At 56.8% G+C, this 16,938-nt stretch carries 25 protein-coding genes; 24 read left to right on the top strand and 1 reads right to left on the bottom strand.

Going from position 1 to position 16,938, the window contains the following annotated elements; genetic code table 11:
- The first annotated feature begins 96 nt into the window (after positions 1–96).
- From rpmC to rplQ, 20 genes are all read left to right on the top strand, one after another.
- The gene (rpmC, locus tag ACR0MJ_RS15465) at positions 97–303 is read left to right on the top strand and encodes a 50S ribosomal protein L29 (RefSeq protein WP_010437082.1); all 207 of its coding nucleotides are present in this window, start codon (positions 97–99) and stop codon (positions 301–303) included.
- Between the two features lie 4 nt (positions 304–307).
- The gene (rpsQ, locus tag ACR0MJ_RS15460) at positions 308–538 is read left to right on the top strand and encodes a 30S ribosomal protein S17 (RefSeq protein ID WP_068340771.1); all 231 of its coding nucleotides are present in this window, start codon (positions 308–310) and stop codon (positions 536–538) included.
- A gap of 75 nt (positions 539–613) precedes the next feature.
- Positions 614–982, top strand: a complete 369-nt coding sequence (rplN, locus tag ACR0MJ_RS15455; RefSeq protein WP_008757934.1) for a 50S ribosomal protein L14 — start codon at positions 614–616, stop codon at positions 980–982.
- A gap of 2 nt (positions 983–984) precedes the next feature.
- A complete protein-coding gene (rplX, locus tag ACR0MJ_RS15450; protein ID WP_010437096.1) occupies positions 985–1,296 on the top strand; it encodes a 50S ribosomal protein L24 in 312 nt (103 codons plus the stop codon).
- Positions 1,289–1,849, top strand: coding sequence for a 50S ribosomal protein L5 (rplE, locus tag ACR0MJ_RS15445; RefSeq protein WP_170392897.1), 561 nt, complete (start codon positions 1,289–1,291; stop codon positions 1,847–1,849). The genes rplX and rplE overlap by 8 nt, the downstream gene beginning before the upstream one ends.
- Positions 1,850–1,868: 19 nt before the next feature.
- Positions 1,869–2,174 (top strand): 30S ribosomal protein S14, encoded by a 306-nt coding sequence (gene rpsN, locus ACR0MJ_RS15440; protein ID WP_010437098.1) that lies wholly within the window; start codon positions 1,869–1,871, stop codon positions 2,172–2,174.
- 13 nt (positions 2,175–2,187) lie between these two features.
- Positions 2,188–2,580 carry a 30S ribosomal protein S8 gene (rpsH, locus tag ACR0MJ_RS15435; RefSeq protein WP_010437099.1) on the top strand — a complete coding sequence of 131 codons (393 nt, stop codon included), beginning with the start codon at positions 2,188–2,190 and terminating at the stop codon, positions 2,578–2,580.
- Between the two features lie 12 nt (positions 2,581–2,592).
- Complete coding sequence (gene rplF / locus ACR0MJ_RS15430; RefSeq protein WP_039538290.1) at positions 2,593–3,126, top strand: 50S ribosomal protein L6; 534 nt, start codon at positions 2,593–2,595, stop codon at positions 3,124–3,126.
- 11 nt (positions 3,127–3,137) lie between these two features.
- The gene (gene rplR / locus ACR0MJ_RS15425) at positions 3,138–3,497 is read left to right on the top strand and encodes a 50S ribosomal protein L18 (protein WP_170392895.1); all 360 of its coding nucleotides are present in this window, start codon (positions 3,138–3,140) and stop codon (positions 3,495–3,497) included.
- A 116-nt stretch (positions 3,498–3,613) separates the two neighbouring features.
- Positions 3,614–4,183 carry a 30S ribosomal protein S5 gene (rpsE, locus tag ACR0MJ_RS15420; protein ID WP_155148691.1) on the top strand — a complete coding sequence of 190 codons (570 nt, stop codon included), beginning with the start codon at positions 3,614–3,616 and terminating at the stop codon, positions 4,181–4,183.
- A gap of 12 nt (positions 4,184–4,195) precedes the next feature.
- Positions 4,196–4,384: a 50S ribosomal protein L30 gene (gene rpmD / locus ACR0MJ_RS15415; RefSeq protein ID WP_170402795.1), complete on the top strand. Its 189-nt coding sequence runs from the start codon at positions 4,196–4,198 to the stop codon at positions 4,382–4,384.
- Between the two features lie 144 nt (positions 4,385–4,528).
- A complete protein-coding gene (locus ACR0MJ_RS15410) occupies positions 4,529–5,446 on the top strand; it encodes a hypothetical protein (RefSeq protein WP_480761643.1) in 918 nt (305 codons plus the stop codon).
- A 216-nt stretch (positions 5,447–5,662) separates the two neighbouring features.
- Positions 5,663–5,878, top strand: a complete 216-nt coding sequence (locus tag ACR0MJ_RS15405) for a DUF1127 domain-containing protein (RefSeq protein ID WP_170402789.1) — start codon at positions 5,663–5,665, stop codon at positions 5,876–5,878.
- Between the two features lie 201 nt (positions 5,879–6,079).
- On the top strand, positions 6,080–6,553 hold the full coding sequence (gene rplO, locus ACR0MJ_RS15400; protein ID WP_170567425.1) for a 50S ribosomal protein L15: 474 nt from the start codon (positions 6,080–6,082) through the stop codon (positions 6,551–6,553).
- 109 nt (positions 6,554–6,662) lie between these two features.
- The gene (gene secY, locus ACR0MJ_RS15395) at positions 6,663–8,027 is read left to right on the top strand and encodes a preprotein translocase subunit SecY (RefSeq protein WP_170392890.1); all 1,365 of its coding nucleotides are present in this window, start codon (positions 6,663–6,665) and stop codon (positions 8,025–8,027) included.
- Complete coding sequence (locus ACR0MJ_RS15390; protein WP_170424551.1) at positions 8,024–8,668, top strand: adenylate kinase; 645 nt, start codon at positions 8,024–8,026, stop codon at positions 8,666–8,668. The genes secY and ACR0MJ_RS15390 overlap by 4 nt, the downstream gene beginning before the upstream one ends.
- 200 nt (positions 8,669–8,868) lie before the next feature.
- Positions 8,869–9,237, top strand: a complete 369-nt coding sequence (rpsM, locus tag ACR0MJ_RS15385) for a 30S ribosomal protein S13 (RefSeq protein ID WP_008757392.1) — start codon at positions 8,869–8,871, stop codon at positions 9,235–9,237.
- Between the two features lie 15 nt (positions 9,238–9,252).
- Positions 9,253–9,642 (top strand): 30S ribosomal protein S11, encoded by a 390-nt coding sequence (gene rpsK, locus ACR0MJ_RS15380; protein ID WP_008757289.1) that lies wholly within the window; start codon positions 9,253–9,255, stop codon positions 9,640–9,642.
- A gap of 114 nt (positions 9,643–9,756) precedes the next feature.
- A complete protein-coding gene (locus ACR0MJ_RS15375) occupies positions 9,757–10,773 on the top strand; it encodes a DNA-directed RNA polymerase subunit alpha (protein WP_480761639.1) in 1,017 nt (338 codons plus the stop codon).
- 118 nt (positions 10,774–10,891) lie between these two features.
- A complete protein-coding gene (gene rplQ, locus ACR0MJ_RS15370; protein WP_170392888.1) occupies positions 10,892–11,314 on the top strand; it encodes a 50S ribosomal protein L17 in 423 nt (140 codons plus the stop codon).
- 87 nt (positions 11,315–11,401) lie between these two features.
- Here rplQ and budA read toward each other — a convergent pair whose 3' ends face one another.
- A complete protein-coding gene (gene budA / locus ACR0MJ_RS15365; RefSeq protein WP_480761635.1) occupies positions 11,402–12,190 on the bottom strand; it encodes an acetolactate decarboxylase in 789 nt (262 codons plus the stop codon).
- 228 nt (positions 12,191–12,418) lie between these two features.
- Between budA and ACR0MJ_RS15360 the strand changes: the two genes are divergently transcribed.
- The 4 genes from ACR0MJ_RS15360 to ACR0MJ_RS15345 all read left to right on the top strand — a co-directional run bounded on the left by ACR0MJ_RS15360 (position 12,419) and on the right by ACR0MJ_RS15345 (position 16,937).
- Complete coding sequence (locus ACR0MJ_RS15360) at positions 12,419–13,804, top strand: trypsin-like peptidase domain-containing protein (protein WP_480761660.1); 1,386 nt, start codon at positions 12,419–12,421, stop codon at positions 13,802–13,804.
- A gap of 3 nt (positions 13,805–13,807) precedes the next feature.
- On the top strand, positions 13,808–15,121 hold the full coding sequence (locus ACR0MJ_RS15355; protein WP_480761633.1) for a replication-associated recombination protein A: 1,314 nt from the start codon (positions 13,808–13,810) through the stop codon (positions 15,119–15,121).
- Between the two features lie 104 nt (positions 15,122–15,225).
- The gene (locus ACR0MJ_RS15350) at positions 15,226–16,269 is read left to right on the top strand and encodes an RluA family pseudouridine synthase (RefSeq protein WP_170402777.1); all 1,044 of its coding nucleotides are present in this window, start codon (positions 15,226–15,228) and stop codon (positions 16,267–16,269) included.
- A complete protein-coding gene (locus ACR0MJ_RS15345; protein ID WP_170392884.1) occupies positions 16,266–16,937 on the top strand; it encodes an HAD-IA family hydrolase in 672 nt (223 codons plus the stop codon). Before ACR0MJ_RS15350 ends, ACR0MJ_RS15345 begins: the two co-directional genes overlap by 4 nt.
- Position 16,938: the final 1 nt, after the last annotated feature.

Raw genomic sequence — 16,938 nt, 5'->3', positions numbered from 1 at the left:
CGTTGCCGGGCGATTCGTATGTCTATCATTCATCCACCAGGTCAAAGGTGACCCTGTAAGGGGGCCTTCTGGTGTTTTGAGCAAAGGAAAAAGGCGATGAACGCCCAAGAACTGCGTGACAAGACCCCGGACCAGCTCCGCGAGGAACTGGCCAACCTGAAGAAAGAAAGCTTTAACCTGCGCTTTCAACAGGCAACCGGTCAGCTGGAAAACACAGCCGGCATCAAAGCGGCCCGCCGCAACGCTGCCCGTGTCAAAACCATTCTGAACGAAAAGGCCGCTGCTGCGGCATCCGAGGAGTAATCAGATGCCCAAGCGTATCCTACAAGGCACCGTGACCAGCGACGCCAACGAACAGACCGTAACCGTATCCGTCGAGCGCCGCTTTACGCATCCGGTTCTGAAGAAAACCATCCGTAAGTCCAAGAAATACCGGGCTCACGATGAAAAGAACGCCTTCAAGGTCGGTGACACCGTACGCATCATCGAATGCGCGCCGAAATCGAAGACGAAACGTTGGGAGGTTCTGGAGGCGTAAGCCCCCAGGACTTTTCATTTGTCGAAACCCTGGGGGATTTAACGAGACCAGCCCCCACAGGTCGGGAGAAACCACATGATCCAGATGCAGACCAATCTGGATGTCGCTGACAACTCCGGCGCACGCCGAGTTCAGTGCATCAAGGTCCTGGGTGGTTCCAAGCGTAAATACGCCTCCGTAGGCGACATCATTGTCGTCTCGGTGAAGGAAGCCATCCCGCGCGGCCGCGTGAAGAAAGGGGACGTCCGCAAGGCCGTCGTCGTACGCACCGCCAAGGAAGTCCGTCGTGAAGACGGCACCGCGATCCGTTTCGATCGCAACGCCGCCGTCATCCTGAACAACAACAACGAGCCCGTAGGTACCCGTATCTTTGGCCCCGTTGTTCGTGAACTGCGCGGCAAGAACTTCATGAAAATCATCTCGCTGGCTCCGGAGGTGCTGTAATCATGGCTGCTAAACTCCGCAAAGGCGACAAGGTCGTCGTGCTGGCCGGCAAGGACAAGGGCAAAGAGGGAACTATCACCTCGGTTGACCCGAAAGCCGGTAAAGCTGTTGTCGATGGCATCAACATCGCCATCCGCCACACCCGTCAGTCGCAAACCTCGCAAGGTGGTCGCCTGCCTCAGGCAAACCCGATCGAGCTGTCGAACCTGGCACTGCTGGACAAAAACGGCAAAGCAACCCGCGTTGGCTTCCGCATGGAAGGCGACAAGAAGGTGCGCTTCGCCAAGACCACGGGGGACGTGATCGATGCTTGATAACGCAACCTACACCCCGCGTCTGAAAGCTCAGTACGCTGAAACCATCCGTGCCGCTCTGAAAGAAGAGTTCGGCTACAAGAACGACATGCAGCTGCCCAAGCTGGAAAAAATCGTTCTGAACATCGGCTGTGGTGCAGAAGCTGTCAAAGACTCGAAGAAAGCCAAGGCGGCTGTCGAGGATCTGACCGCGATTGCTGGCCAGAAGGCCGTTGCAACCAAGGCGAAGAAGTCGATCGCGGGTTTCCGCGTCCGTGAAGACATGCCGCTGGGTGCGAAAGTGACCCTGCGCGGTGACCGGATGTACGAATTCCTGGATCGTCTGATCACTATCGCGATGCCTCGCGTTCGTGACTTCCGCGGTGTAAAGCCGTCTTTCGATGGTCGTGGCAACTTCGCCATGGGCATGAAAGAGCACATCGTGTTCCCGGAAATCGACTTCGACAAGGTCGACGAGGTCTGGGGCCTGGATATCGTAATTGCCACCACAGCGAAAACCGACGCTGAAGCAAAGGCATTGTTGAAAGCATTCAACATGCCGTTCAACGCGTAAGCGACGGGAGGATTGAGACATGGCTAAAAAAGCAATGATCGAACGCGAGAAGAAGCGCGAACGCCTGGTGGCCAAATATGCCGCAAAGCGTGCCGAGCTGAAAGAAATCGCGAATGACGAGAGCAAGCCGATGGAAGAGCGTTTCAAAGCGCGTCTGAAACTGGCGAAACTGCCGCGCAACAGCTCGGCTACCCGTCTGCACAACCGTTGTCAGCTGACCGGTCGTCCCCACGCTTACTACCGTAAGCTGAAGGTCAGCCGTATCGCGCTGCGCGAGCTGGGTTCTGCTGGTCAGATCCCCGGCATGGTGAAATCGAGCTGGTAAGGGAGACATAGATATGAATGATCCTATCGGCGATATGCTCACCCGTATCCGCAACGCGCAAATGCGCGGCAAGTCCACTGTTTCCACCCCGGCTTCCAAGCTGCGCGGTTGGGTTCTGGACGTGCTGGCGGACGAAGGTTACATCCGTGGCTACGAAGCGACGACCGGTGAAAACGGTCATCCGGCCATCGAAATCAGCCTGAAGTACTACGAAGGCACCCCTGTTATTCGCGAACTGAAGCGGGTCTCGAAACCCGGTCGTCGCGTGTACATGGGCGTCAATGACATCCCGCAGGTCCGTCAGGGTCTGGGCGTGTCGATTGTCAGCACTCCGAAAGGTGTGATGTCGGACGCAAACGCTCGCTCCAACAATGTTGGCGGCGAAGTGCTCTGCACCGTCTTCTAAGGAGGTCTGTCAATGTCTCGTATTGGTAAAAAACCGGTCGAGCTGCCCAGCGGCGTTTCCGCCTCTGTGTCCGGCCAGACCATCGAAGTCAAAGGTCCGAAAGGCACCCGTAGCTTCACCGCAACCGATGACGTAACGCTGTCGGTTGAAGACAACGTGGTCAAGATCGACCCCCGTGGTATGTCCAAGCGTGCCCGCCAGCAGTGGGGCATGAGCCGCACCATGGTCGCCAATCTGGTTGAAGGCGTAACAAACGGCTTCAAAAAAGAGCTGGAGATCCAGGGTGTTGGCTACCGGGCTCAGATGCAGGGCAACACCCTGAAGCTGAACCTGGGTTACAGCCACGATGTTGATTTCACTGCTCCGGAAGGTGTCACCATCACCGCACCGAAGCAGACCGAGATCGTTGTGGAAGGTATCGACCAGCAGCAGGTGGGCGAAGTCGCGGCCAAAATCCGCGAATGGCGCCGTCCCGAGCCGTACAAAGGCAAGGGCATCCGCTATAAGGGCGAGTTCATCTTCCGCAAGGAAGGCAAGAAGAAGTAAGGACGCAGACAATGGCAAACAGCAAAAGAACCCTGTTTCTGAAGCGCCGCCTGCGCGTTCGGAACAAACTTCGCAAGGTCAACGCGGGTCGTCCGCGTCTGTCCGTACACCGTTCGAACAAGAACATCTCTGTTCAGCTGATCGACGACGTACGTGGCGTGACCCTGGCCGCAGCCTCGACCCTGGAAAAGGATCTGGGCGTTGTGGGCAAGAACAACGTCGAAGCGGCCACCAAAGTGGGCGCGGCCATCGCCGAGCGTGCCAAGAAGGCAGGCGTCGAAGAGGCCTATTTCGATCGTGGCGGCTTCCTGTTCCACGGCAAAGTGAAGGCTCTGGCCGACGCTGCGCGTGAAGGTGGTCTGAAGATCTAAGACTTGCGGGCGGGTTTCGTTCCGCCCCGATGATCCGGGGGCCTCGGCACTAGTCGGGGCTCACTTGGATTGAAGAAAACGGCGCCGTATGCGCCACATGAGAAAAGGGATGCCAAATGGCAGAACGTGAAAACCGTCGGGGCCGTGGCCGCGACCGTGAAGAAGCACCGGAATTCGCAGATCGTCTGGTTGCGATCAACCGTGTGTCGAAAACCGTAAAAGGTGGTAAGCGCTTTGGCTTCGCCGCTCTGGTGGTTGTCGGCGATCAGAAAGGCCGCGTCGGCTTTGGCAAAGGTAAAGCAAAAGAAGTACCTGAGGCTATCCGTAAGGCGACTGAACAAGCCAAGCGTCAGATGATCCGCGTGCAACTGCGCGAAGGTCGGACCCTGCACCACGACATCGAAGGCCGTCACGGCGCTGGTAAAGTGGTTATGCGCACCGCACCTGAAGGTACCGGTATCATCGCCGGTGGTCCGATGCGTGCTGTGTTCGAAATGCTGGGCGTTAAGGACGTTGTGTCCAAGTCGCTGGGCTCGCAGAACCCGTACAACATGATCCGTGCCACCATCAACGGCCTGCAAAAAGAGCAGAGCCCGCGTTCGGTTGCCGCACGTCGCGGTAAAAAGGTCGCCGACATCCTGCCCAAGCGGGACGAAGCACCCGCTGCTGCTGAAGCAGAAGCATAAGGAGAGCGACCCATGGCAAAAACCATCGTCGTCAAGCAGATCGGCTCCCCGATCCGCCGCCCCGCCGAACAGCGCGCAACCCTGATCGGCCTGGGCCTGAACAAGATGAACAAAACCCGTGAACTGGAAGACACACCTTCGGTCCGCGGTATGGTCAACAAGATCCCGCATCTGGTTGAGATCATCGAAGAGCGCGGCTAAGCGCAGTCTCTTTCGCGAATTGAAAGGCCCCCGAAGTTTCGGGGGCTTTTTTCGTGTTTGCGATTGTGTTTGTCCGCTTTGAGCCCATAGCGTACCAACCTCCGCATTGGTAATAGGGGTAAACTTATTCGGGATGATATCGCTATGAATTTTCGAACCCTATTGGTGGCTCTAGGAACAACGTGCTCCACCATGCCCGCGTTTGCGGAATGCTTTGATACGCCAACATGGCATGACGAACCTCTTACACAGTCATTTTTGGACGGTTTGGGCGATGGCACGGAGCAAGACGTTAGGCGGGCCAGCTTGAATATGTTGCTTATGTCTAAAGAACCCGCCCACGAACAGCGGGATGGGTTACAGCGTCTTTTGATGCGTACGGCTTTGTTGCAGTTCGATGGCGATAAAGGGGCACTAAGAAAGAAACTACAAGACGGGTCGCTTTACGATGTCATTCAACTCATTGATTTTTCCCGCTCAAACCCCAGAGACCAAAGCAGGATCATCGCAGCTTACTGGCTGAACGGGTGCGTCGAGAAAGCGCTGGAATTACTTGCCGCAACACCTAACTCACTAATAAGCCAATACTATATGCCGATTGCAGTCGGAGATTCCGAACTACTTCGCACCTTCGCACAACGTCTTGAGCCGGACGGATACCAACAAAGAAGACTGATTACTTTTACAAAGCTGCTTGAGAGCCCAGAATCCAAAGAGGAAACACTTCAAGAGTTTTTGGAATATCTGATTTCGGAAACGAAAGATGGTGATATCAACGATACGATTGATGGCGTTGGGCTACAGCTTGCTCTGGACGTCGCCCAAGGCCAACCGCCGAACTTGGAATTGTTTCCGATTGAAACGAGCTATGAACCTGACGAGATACAACTCAATGGAATGCGGTTCGCTGCCTTTGTTGCATGGATGAATGCATCCGGGTTTTGCGATGCGACTTGGAAGACGGCTTTTGTCCTCTTAGGCACATCTGCCGAAAGTATGCCGTTGAATCGCGAACTACTTGAAGCCTCAGTGATTAGGTGCCTAAAAAATCAAGACGTGTGAAATCCGACGGAGTCAAGGTCGGTTTTGTCCGCAAAGTGGACATACGTTGCATTCAGAGTAGCCTGCGTACTCCCGCTTGCCATTCCCCCACCGCATATCGGCTAGACCAAAACGCGCGTTGTTAGCGATATCGAACACTCCTATCTGAGCCTTGTCCACAAAGGAACAAATGGAAACGCCCGGGGAATACGCCTCGGAACAGAAAGGAAATTAGATATGGCACATACAGCAACACTGACACATGGCGGTTTCAACCTGAGTGCTCGTATTGCGAGCTTTGTTGAGCGCGTAAAAGAAAACCGCGCTCGGGCTGCAGAATACAGCCGCACCTATCGCGAACTGCAAAGCCTGAGCAATCGCGAGCTGGACGATATCGGCGTTCGCCGTTGTGATATCGCAGATATTGCACGCGACCACGCATATTGCGCGTAACACCTGAACCACTCACCGTTGAAGAGGCGCCAATCTGGCGCCTCTTTTGGTTTTGGCAATTGTGATGGATCAAACCTTGCAACGCAGGGCACAACGCTGTAGAGCGCTCCGGTGGATTTCCATCCACGAGAATCAAAATCAAGAAATGCCGTGTTTGGCCCATCACGCTTCGGGGGTCACATCCGGCTTAGGAGAAGCGAAATGAAACTGAACGAATTGCGCGACAATCCTGGCGCCGCACCTAAACGCACCCGCGTTGGCCGTGGTCCCGGTTCTGGCAAAGGTAAAATGGGTGGCCGTGGTATCAAAGGCCAGAAATCCCGTTCGGGTGTGGCCATCAATGGCTACGAAGGCGGCCAGATGCCGCTGTACCAGCGCCTGCCCAAGCGTGGCTTCAATAAGCCGAACCGCAAGGCATTCGCCGTTATCAATCTGGGCCTGATCCAGAAATTCGTCGACGCCGGCAAGCTGGACGCCAAAGCTGCGATCACCGAGGACGCGCTGGTTGCGTCCGGTCTGGTCCGCCGCAAGCTGGACGGTGTCCGCGTTCTGGCCAAAGGTGAAATCACGGCCAAAGTGAACCTGGAAGTCACCGGTGCTTCGAAATCTGCTGTTGAAGCGGTTGAGAAAGCGGGCGGCTCACTGACGGTCACAAAAGCTGCTGCGGCAGAGTAAGCGCTTGTGAGCGGGCGCAGACCCGCTTACATAGACCTCAGAGTTTTCCAAGACGCCGCCCGAGCCGGAAAACGGTTCCGGGCGGTGTTTTCATAAGAGAGACCGATTTATGGTATCAGCAGCAGAACAAATGGCAGCCAACACAAGCTGGGCTGCTTTGGGCAAAGCCACCGATCTGCGCAACCGCATCCTGTTCACGCTGGGTTTGTTGATCGTCTATCGTCTGGGCACCTTCATTCCGGTTCCAGGTATCGACGGGCAAGCCCTGCGTGAGTTCATGGAGCAAGCGGGGCAGGGCATCGGCGGCATGGTTTCGATGTTCACCGGCGGGGCGCTGGGGCGGATGGGTATCTTTGCCCTCGGCATCATGCCCTATATCTCGGCCTCGATCATCGTGCAGCTGCTGACATCGATGGTTCCCGCGCTCGAACAGCTCAAGAAAGAGGGCGAGCAAGGGCGCAAGAAGATCAACCAATACACCCGTTTCGGTACCGTGGCTCTGGCCACCGTTCAGGCTTATGGTCTGGCGGTTTCGTTGGAATCGGGCGATCTTGCGACCGATCCGGGCATGTTCTTCCGTATGTCGACCATGATCACTTTGGTCGGCGGCACCATGTTCCTGATGTGGCTGGGCGAGCAGATCACCGCACGCGGCATCGGTAACGGTATCTCTCTAATCATCTTCGTTGGCATTATTGCCGAGGTTCCCGCCGCTCTGGCGCAGTTCTTCGCTTCGGGCCGCAGCGGTGCAATCAGCCCCGCCGTGATCGTGGGTGTGATCATCATGGTCATCGCCGTGATCACCTTTGTGGTGTTCATGGAGCGGGCCCTGCGCAAGATCCATATCCAATACCCGCGCCGTCAGGCTGGTATGAAAGTCTACGAAGGCGGCTCCAGCCACCTGCCGGTCAAAGTGAACCCGGCGGGTGTGATCCCTGCGATCTTTGCAAGCTCGCTGCTGTTGCTGCCGGTAACGATCTCGACCTTCTCGTCGGGCGCCACAAATGGCCCGGTGATGTCGTGGCTGCTGGCCAACTTCGGCCCCGGACAGCCGCTTTATCTGCTGTTCTTCGCTTCGATGATCGTGTTCTTCGCCTATTTCTACACGTTCAACGTGTCGTTCAAGCCGGACGATGTGGCGGACAACCTGAAAAAGCAGAACGGTTTTGTACCGGGTATCCGTCCGGGCAAGAAAACCGCCGAGTATCTGGAATACGTCGTCAACCGCGTGCTGGTTCTGGGTTCGGCCTATCTGGCGGCCGTTTGTCTGCTGCCTGAAATCCTGCGGGGCCAGTTTGCTATCCCGTTCTATTTCGGTGGTACCTCGGTTCTGATTATCGTCTCTGTGACCATGGACACGATCCAACAAGTCCAGAGCCACCTGCTGGCGCATCAATACGAAGGGCTGATTGAAAAGTCCCAGCTGCGCGGCAAAGGCAAGAAACGCGGCAGAAAGGGAGCTGCTCGTCGATGAACATCATTCTTCTCGGCCCCCCGGGGGCAGGCAAAGGAACGCAGGCGCGTCACCTGGTTGAAACCCGCGGTATGGTGCAACTCAGCACCGGAGACATGCTGCGCGAGGCGAAAACCTCGGGCACGGAAATGGGCCAGAAGGTTGCTGCGATCATGGACGCGGGCAAGCTGGTCACCGATGAGATCGTGATCGGCCTGATTGAAGAGAAACTGACCACCGAAAAAGGTGCCGGTTTCATCTTTGACGGCTTCCCCCGGACGCTGGCACAGGCAGACGCGCTGTCGGCTCTGCTGACCAAGCTGGGCCAGTCGCTGCATACGGTGATCGAGATGCGTGTGGATGACGACGCGCTGGTGGACCGGATTACGGCGCGGTCAACCTGCGGCGGATGTGGGGAGGTCTATAACGACAACACCAAACCGATTCCTGCGGATGGCAAATGCACCAATTGCGGTAAGGAAAATGACTTCGTCCGTCGTGCCGACGACAACGAAGACAGCCTGCGTACGCGCTTGATGGAATACTACAAGAAGACCTCGCCGCTGATTGGTTACTACTACGCCAAAGGCGATCTGCGTCCGGTGAACGGGCTGGCGGATATCAAGGAAGTCACCGCGTCGATTGAGGCGGTTCTTGGCTGATATCAATATGGGCTTGACGGCACCGCCAAAAGCCCATATCGACCCCCATCCCTAAAGGGAATCAAAACCGCATGCGGGATTCGTCCCAATTGCCCCGACCACCTCGAATAATACTGGACCCTCTGGCGTCACTGCCACGGTCAAGTGTTGTGAAAAAAGGTTCCGGAGTTACGGAACCGCAACAAAAAGGAAAGTGACACGTGGCACGTATTGCCGGCGTAAACATCCCGACTGCAAAGCGGGTACCAATCGCCCTCACATATATCACCGGTATCGGAAACACTTCGGCCAAAGCGATCTGCGAAGCCGTAGGCATTGAAGCGCACCGTCGCGTCAACGAACTGTCCGACGCCGAAGTTCTGGCCATCCGCGAGCACATCGATGCAAACTTCACCGTTGAAGGTGACCTGCGTCGTGAAGTTCAGATGAACGTCAAGCGCCTGATGGACCTGGGCTGCTATCGCGGACTGCGTCACCGCCGCAACCTGCCGGTTCGCGGTCAGCGTACCCACACCAATGCTCGTACCCGCAAAGGCCCCGCAAAGGCCATTGCCGGTAAGAAGAAATAAGGGAGGGTCTGACCGATGGCACGTGACAAGACTCGCGTTAAGCGCAAAGAGCGTAAGAACATCGCATCGGGCGTTGCCCATGTGAACTCGACCTTCAACAACACCAAGATCCTGATCTCGGACGTACAGGGCAACGCCATCTCGTGGTCGTCTGCCGGTACCATGGGCTTCAAGGGATCGCGGAAATCGACCCCCTACGCCGCTCAGATGGCTGCAGAAGATGCAGGCAAAAAGGCGCAGGAACATGGCGTCAAGACGCTGGAAGTCGAAGTTCAGGGCCCCGGTTCGGGTCGTGAATCGGCTCTGCGTGCGCTGGCTGCAGTGGGCTTCAACATCACGTCGATCCGCGACGTGACCCCGATCGCTCATAACGGCTGCCGTCCGCCGAAGCGTCGTCGCGTCTAAGCGATTTTGAATTAAGCTGGGGCTGTGTTTTTGCACGGCCCCAGCACGTCATTTTGAACCTCGGGCGTCTGCACCTTGTTGGTCATGGGGCGCGGACAGGAATGGAGGGATTACATGATCCATAAGAATTGGGCAGAATTGATCAAGCCGACCCAGCTTGACGGCAAGCCGGGCAACGACCCTGCACGTCAGGCAACCCTGGTTGCCGAGCCGCTGGAGCGTGGCTTTGGTCTGACCCTGGGTAACGCGCTGCGCCGCGTTCTGATGAGCTCGCTGCAAGGCGCGGCCATCACCAGCGTTCAGATCGATAACGTACTGCACGAGTTCTCCTCGGTCGCGGGCGTACGTGAAGACGTCACCGACATCATCCTGAACCTCAAAGGCGTTTCGCTGCGCATGGAAGTCGAAGGCCCCAAGCGCCTGTCGATCAATGCCAAAGGCCCCACAGTTGTCACCGCTGGCGACATCAGCGAAAGCGCTGGCATCGAGGTTCTGAACCGCGATCACGTCATCTGCCACCTGGACGATGGCGCGGACCTGTTCATGGAACTGACCGTCAACACCGGCAAAGGTTACGTCTCGGCTGAGAAGAACAAGCCCGAAGACGCACCCATTGGCCTGATCCCGATCGACGCGATCTATTCGCCGGTCAAAAAGGTTGCCTATGACGTTCAGCCGACCCGTGAAGGTCAGGTTCTGGACTATGACAAGCTGACCCTGAAAATCGACACCGACGGTTCGATCACGCCCGAGGATGCGCTGGCCTTTGCTGCTCGCATCTTGCAGGATCAGCTGTCGATCTTCGTCAACTTCGATGAGCCGGAATCGGCTGGCCGCCAGGACGAAGACGATGGTCTGGAGTTCAACCCGCTGCTGCTGAAGAAAGTGGACGAGCTGGAACTGTCGGTCCGTTCGGCAAACTGCCTGAAGAACGACAACATCGTTTACATCGGCGATCTGATTCAGAAGACCGAAGCCGAGATGCTGCGCACTCCGAACTTCGGCCGCAAGTCGCTGAACGAGATCAAGGAAGTGCTGTCCGGTATGGGTCTGCACCTCGGCATGGATGTCGAGGACTGGCCGCCCGACAACATCGAAGATCTGGCCAAGAAATTCGAAGACGCGTTCTAAGCGCGTCTTCACAAATGCCCGGGCTGCCGGGGACCATATGGGCACTTCCGCCCCAAGGAGAGCCGGTGACACGCATCGCCGGCCAGACAAAGCAAAACGCGAAAGAAGGAACTAGAAAATGCGTCACGCACGTGGTTATCGCCGCCTGAACCGTACTCATGAGCACCGCAAAGCTCTGTTTGCAAACATGGCTGGTTCGCTCATCGAGCATGAGCAAATCAAAACAACTCTGCCCAAGGCAAAAGAACTGCGCCCGATCGTTGAAAAACTGATCACTCTGGGTAAGCGCGGCGACCTGCACGCCCGCCGTCAGGCCGCAGCACAGCTGAAAGAAGACAAAGACGTCGCCAAGCTGTTCGAAGTTCTAGGCCCTCGTTACGCCGAGCGTCAGGGCGGTTATGTCCGTATCCTAAAAGCAGGCTTCCGCTATGGCGACATGGCACCGATGGCGATCATCGAATTCGTTGACCGCGACATCGACGCCAAAGGCGCAGCTGACAAAGCTCGTGTTGCCGCCGAAGAGGCCGCAGACGAAGAATAAGCCTTGGCTATATCTGAGTTTCAGCCCCCGCGTCGCAGACGCGGGGGTTTTCTTTTGCTCCGTGTGAAAATCCAAGGCGATCTAGATTTAATTGCTTTCGGCTTTCAGAATACCATCCGCTGACGCTCCCGCGGACAAATTGGCGTCAGAGAAATCCTCTGTCTCTGGCAGTTCCAGATGAAGAGACGAGGTGTGATCGATTTCGATCTCTCCCCGGGTCAATGTATAATCAAGTACGTGCCCACCGGTGGTCCGGTCGTCAGAGATGAAATGCAAGTGGTAACCCGGTACGCCGATCCCGACTGCGTAGTCAGGGCAGCGGAACCCGAGAATAGTTCCCTCCACGTTTTCCAATTCAAACTCGGCCTGCGTTTTGACCACTTCCAGCAAAGGTTTGTATGGCCGTTCCTGTTTCAACACGTTTCGATACCTAATGTGTTTGATCAATCCGGTGAAACGAACCGCATAAAACAGGTTCTTTGCATCGGCCATGTCATCCAAACCCTCCTCGAAACCGGATTTGTTAATCGGAGAATCCAACGCGAGCGAAATCGTTGGTTCAAAGTCAATGACGGCTGCGTATGGTGTCAGCGCGCCGTTATCCGCAATTGTCGCTTTGCCTTCCCCATCCAGGCGATAAGCGACACCATCCAGCACCACCATTTCTCCGTCCAGGGCGTTGAAGGTACCGAGACCGAAATCTCCGTGTTCCAGCAGCTGACCGATGGAAACAGTCCCGTCATAGACTCCCTGCATGACGGCACTCAGTAGTGAGGCCTGGTAATACTCGTGGGCGTGCTCTTCCCGCACAAAGCTCTTATTTTGATGATGAGAGGCAAGGGCCGTTGCAAAGGTCAATTCCCGGTCTTTGTGCATGGTCGTTCCCTCTGATTGGATTCAGCGCCAAGTCCAACACATAGCACAATTCCCTGTGAAACTTTTGCAACGCTTTGCGAAGCCATAATGCTCAAGCAGGATATTTGTGCGAATAGCTCAAAAGAAAGCGGTAGGTCCTCAGCATTGTCGAAGGCAGCGGGTTATGTCGCTTGCAATCTTTGCATCGGCCCCGCATATCCGGTTGGCGATATTGCCGGAGGGCCGATGATGCTAAGACTATTGTGTTCCCTAGTATTGCTGATGGGCGCAATACCGGCAGCCGCGGAGACGCAGGTACCAAAAAGCCAGACCGAAATCAGCCTCGGGTTCGCCCCTGTCGTAAAGCAGGCTGCCCCGGCGGTTGTGAACATCTACGCCAAGATTGTGCGCGAAGGGCGGGCAAATCCACTGTTTTCTGACCCGTTCTTTCAGGACTTCTTTGGTCGTGGATTTGGGACGCCACGCCCCCGTGTGCAGAATTCGCTCGGCTCTGGCGTGATCCTCACTGGTGATGGGTATGTGGTGTCAAACTACCACGTTGTGGGGATGGCATCGGAAATTCAGGTCGTGACTACCGACCGTCGTGAATTCACTGCCGAAGTCGTTCTGGGTGACAAAGAAAGCGACATTGCAATCTTGCGGTTGGAAGAGGCAAACGATCTGCCGTTCCTGCAGATGCGCGATTCCGATCAGGTTGAAGTAGGAGAGCTGACGCTGGCGATTGGCAACCCCTTCGGCGTTGGCCAAACTGTTTCGTCAGGTATTATTTCAGGGCTGGCGCGCACAGGAACCGCAACCGGAAACGCGCGAGGGTATTTCATTCAAACCGATGCGGCGATTAACCCGGGCAATTCCGGTGGCGCACTGATCGACGTGAATGGTGATCTGATTGGTATCAATACTTCAATCCTTACCCGCTCAGGTGGGTCGAACGGTATCGGCTTTGCCATTCCGGCCAATTTGGTGGCCGAATTCCTGCGGCAGGCGCAGTCTGGCAACGAAAGCTTCGTAAGTCCTTGGGCAGGAATGGCCGGTCAACACATGAGCGCGGATATAGCCGAGTCTCTGGGTATGGCCATCCCTCTCGGTGTGGTGATTTCTGACTTACATGAACTGAGTCCGCTGGCAGAAGCGGGTCTGCGGGTCGGGGACGTTGTCACTCATGTCGACGGAGACGAGGTGAATTCTCCGGCCGAGATGAAATTTCGCATGGCTGTTGCCGGGGTAGGTGGAAAGTCGGTCCTGACACGGCTGCGGGGCGGAGACCGCTCGGATATTGAAGTGGCGCTGATCAAACCGCCTGAAACGCCTGCGGCGGATGAGACTACGCTGGACGAGGATACGGTCATGCCAGGTCTAATCGTTTCGGGCGTAAATCCGGCGGTGATCGTAAAGCTTGGCTTGTCGCTGTCTCAGACCGGCGTCGTGGTGGTTGATCCGAGCCGCTATGGCGGCCGCGCAGGATTGCGTATGGGCGATGTCGTAAAAGGTATCAACGGAACCAGAACAGAGACACCGGAGGATATCGTTCAGGCCCTGACCGATCCAGGTCGCCGGGTACAGATGGAGATTGAGCGGGGAAGCCGGTTAATCTCATTGCGGTTTCGGTTGTGATCCGTGAGTGACTTGTTCGATACCGGTTCTGCGGAACCAACCGCTTCGCCGCACAGGCCGCTTGCGGATCGCTTGCGCCCACAATCCCTGTCTGAGGTGATCGGGCAAGAGCAGGTTTTGGGACTAGATGCGCCATTGGGGGTGATGCTCGCGTCAGGTAGCCTGTCCAGCCTGATCTTCTGGGGCCCGCCGGGTGTGGGAAAGACAACCATTGCCCGGTTGCTGGCGCAGGAAACCGATCTGAATTTCGTGCAGATCAGCGCGATTTTTACCGGTGTGCCGGATCTGAAGAAGGTATTTGAGGCTGCTAAAATCCGTCGTCAGAACGGGCAGGGCACCTTGTTATTTGTTGACGAAATCCATCGTTTTAACAAAGCGCAACAGGACGGGTTTCTGCCGCATATGGAGGACGGCACGATCCTCCTGGTTGGCGCGACGACCGAAAACCCTTCCTTCGAGTTGAACGCGGCGGTACTCAGCCGGTCTCAGGTGCTGGTTCTGGAACGCCTTAGCCTTGCTGATCTTGAGCGTTTGACACAACGCGCCGAGAAAGAGCTTGACCGCGCCTTGCCACTAACGTCTGCCGCCCGCGAGGCGCTGCAGGAGATGGCGGATGGCGACGGTCGCGCACTACTGAACCTGATTGAACAGGTAGCTGCTTGGAAAGTGGACGCCGATCTGGACCCGGATGCATTGTCGACGCGCCTGATGCGGCGGGCCGCAAAATACGACAAATCGGGGGATGAGCATTATAATCTGATCTCAGCCCTGCACAAATCGGTGCGTGGATCGGACCCTGACGCGGCGCTGTATTGGTTTGCGCGGATGCTGACCGGCGGCGAAGACCCGCGCTATCTGGCGCGGAGGATCACGCGGATGGCGGTTGAAGATATCGGTTTGGCCGATCCTCAGGCGCAATCGATTTGCCTGCACAGTTGGGAAACCTATGAACGGCTGGGCTCGCCCGAGGGCGAGTTGGCACTGGCGCAGGCGTTGGTGTATCTGGCGCTCGCTCCGAAATCGAACGGGGCCTATGTGGGGTATAAGGCGGCGATGCGGCTGGCCAAGCAATCGGGCAGTGAACCGCCACCCAAACATATCCTGAACGCTCCGACATCGCTGATGAAGGATCAGGGATATGGTGCAGGGTATGCCTATGACCACGATGCCGAAGATGGGTTCTCGGGTCAGAACTATTTCCCGGATGATATGAAGCGCCCGGTTCTCTATCAGCCGGTAGAGCGTGGTTTTGAGCGCGAGCTGAAAAAACGGCTGGAATACTTCGCCAAGCTGAGAACGCAACGCAATCAGGGCTAGACTTGACTCTGCACGCGATGCGCGCGACAGACGCGCATGATTTCTAAGGCACTGAAACAAGCACAATCCGGGCGGATCAGCCGTGCGGAACAAGGGGCAATGGCATGAGCGGCGTACAGGTGATCACCGTAGCAGAGGGGGATGGCGACCAGCGGCTGGATCGTTGGCTGCGCCGCCTGTTTCCTCATGTCAGCCAGGGCAGGATCGAGAAGATGTGCCGCAAGGGTGAACTGCGTATCGACGGCGGTCGGGTCAAGGCCTCGACCCGGTTAGAGGTGGGGCAGTCCGTGCGTGTGCCTCCGCTGCCGCACGCGGATCACAAGCCCGCAGTCGTGAAGCATCGTGTCTCAGACGCTGACGCAAAGATGATCCAGTCTTGCGTGATTTATAAAGACGATCACGTGCTGGCGCTGAACAAGCCGCATGGCTTGCCAGTTCAGGGTGGCAGCGGTCAAACCCGCCATGTGGACAGCCTGTCCGAAGCGTTGCGCTTTGGGTATGACGAGAACCCGCGCCTTGTGCATCGTTTGGATAAGGACACATCTGGCGTTCTGCTGATGGCCCGTACGCGCGAGGCCGCCAAAGGGCTGACAGCAGCCTTCCGGCACCGAAACACCCAAAAGATCTATTGGGCGCTGGTAGCTGGTGTTCCAACTCCGTACCTGGGCGAAATCAAGACCGGGCTGGTCAAGGCACCGGGGCATGGTAAGCATGGCGAAGGCGAGAAGATGATCGCTGTTCATCCGAGCGAGGTGAACGATACGCCCGGCGCGAAACGCGCGCATACGCTCTATGCAACGCTGTATCGCGTTGCAGGGCGGGCAGCCTGGGTCGCGATGGAGCCGGTGACGGGGCGGACCCATCAGCTGCGCGCACATATGGCGGCGATCGGTCACCCGATCATTGGCGATGGGAAATATGGCGGCTCGGGGCAGGAAAACCTCGGCGATGGCTGGGGCGCGCAGTTGGGAGGTATCATCAGCAAAAAGCTGCACCTCCACGCCCGCAGCCTGTCCTTTGAACACCCGATGACCCGCAAACCCATCTCGCTTACGGCGCCTTTACCGGATCATATGAAACACAGCTGGGATACGCTGGGCTGGACCGAAGACCTCGCTGCAGATGATCCGTTTGAGGAGTTGCGATGAACGCCCCATTGCGGCTAGTCCTGTTCGATGTGGATGGCACTCTGGTCGATAGTCAGGGTGCCATTGTTTCGGCAATGACCGCCTGTTTTCAGGCGCAGTCACTGCCGGTCCCGGACCGTGACGCCATCCTGTCCATCGTCGGTTTATCTCTGCCCCATGCAATGGCGCGTCTGGCAGCAGATCAGTCCGAGCGGATACAAAGCGCATTGGTTGACGGATATAAGCAGGCCTATCACGCGCAAAGGTTGGAGCAGGGCGCCGCAAGCTCGCCGCTTTATCCCGGTGCGCGCCAAGTGATTGAGGCTCTTCACGCTCAGCCCGAGGTTCTTTTGGGAGTGGCCACAGGCAAATCTCAGCGCGGGCTTGATGCGCTGCTTGAAGGGCATGGGTTGCAGCAGCATTTCATTACTCGTCAGGTTGCAGATCACCACCCGTCCAAGCCGCACCCGTCGATGATAGAAACAGCTTTGGCTGAAACGGGCGTGCCGGCTGCGCAAGCCGTCATGGTGGGCGACACCAGCTTTGACATGGATATGGCCGCAGCCGCGCAGGTTGCCGGGATCGGTGTCAGCTGGGGTTATCACGATCGTCGGGTACTGACGGCTGCGACACATGTGATCGAAACATTCGAAGAATTGCCAGGCGCACTGGCCAAGATCTGGGGCTAAA

It is taken from the genome of Ruegeria sp. C6 (genome assembly GCF_056537625.1).
The sequence above is the reverse complement of the archived record's forward strand: the minus strand, read 5'-3'. Positions and strand labels throughout refer to the sequence as shown.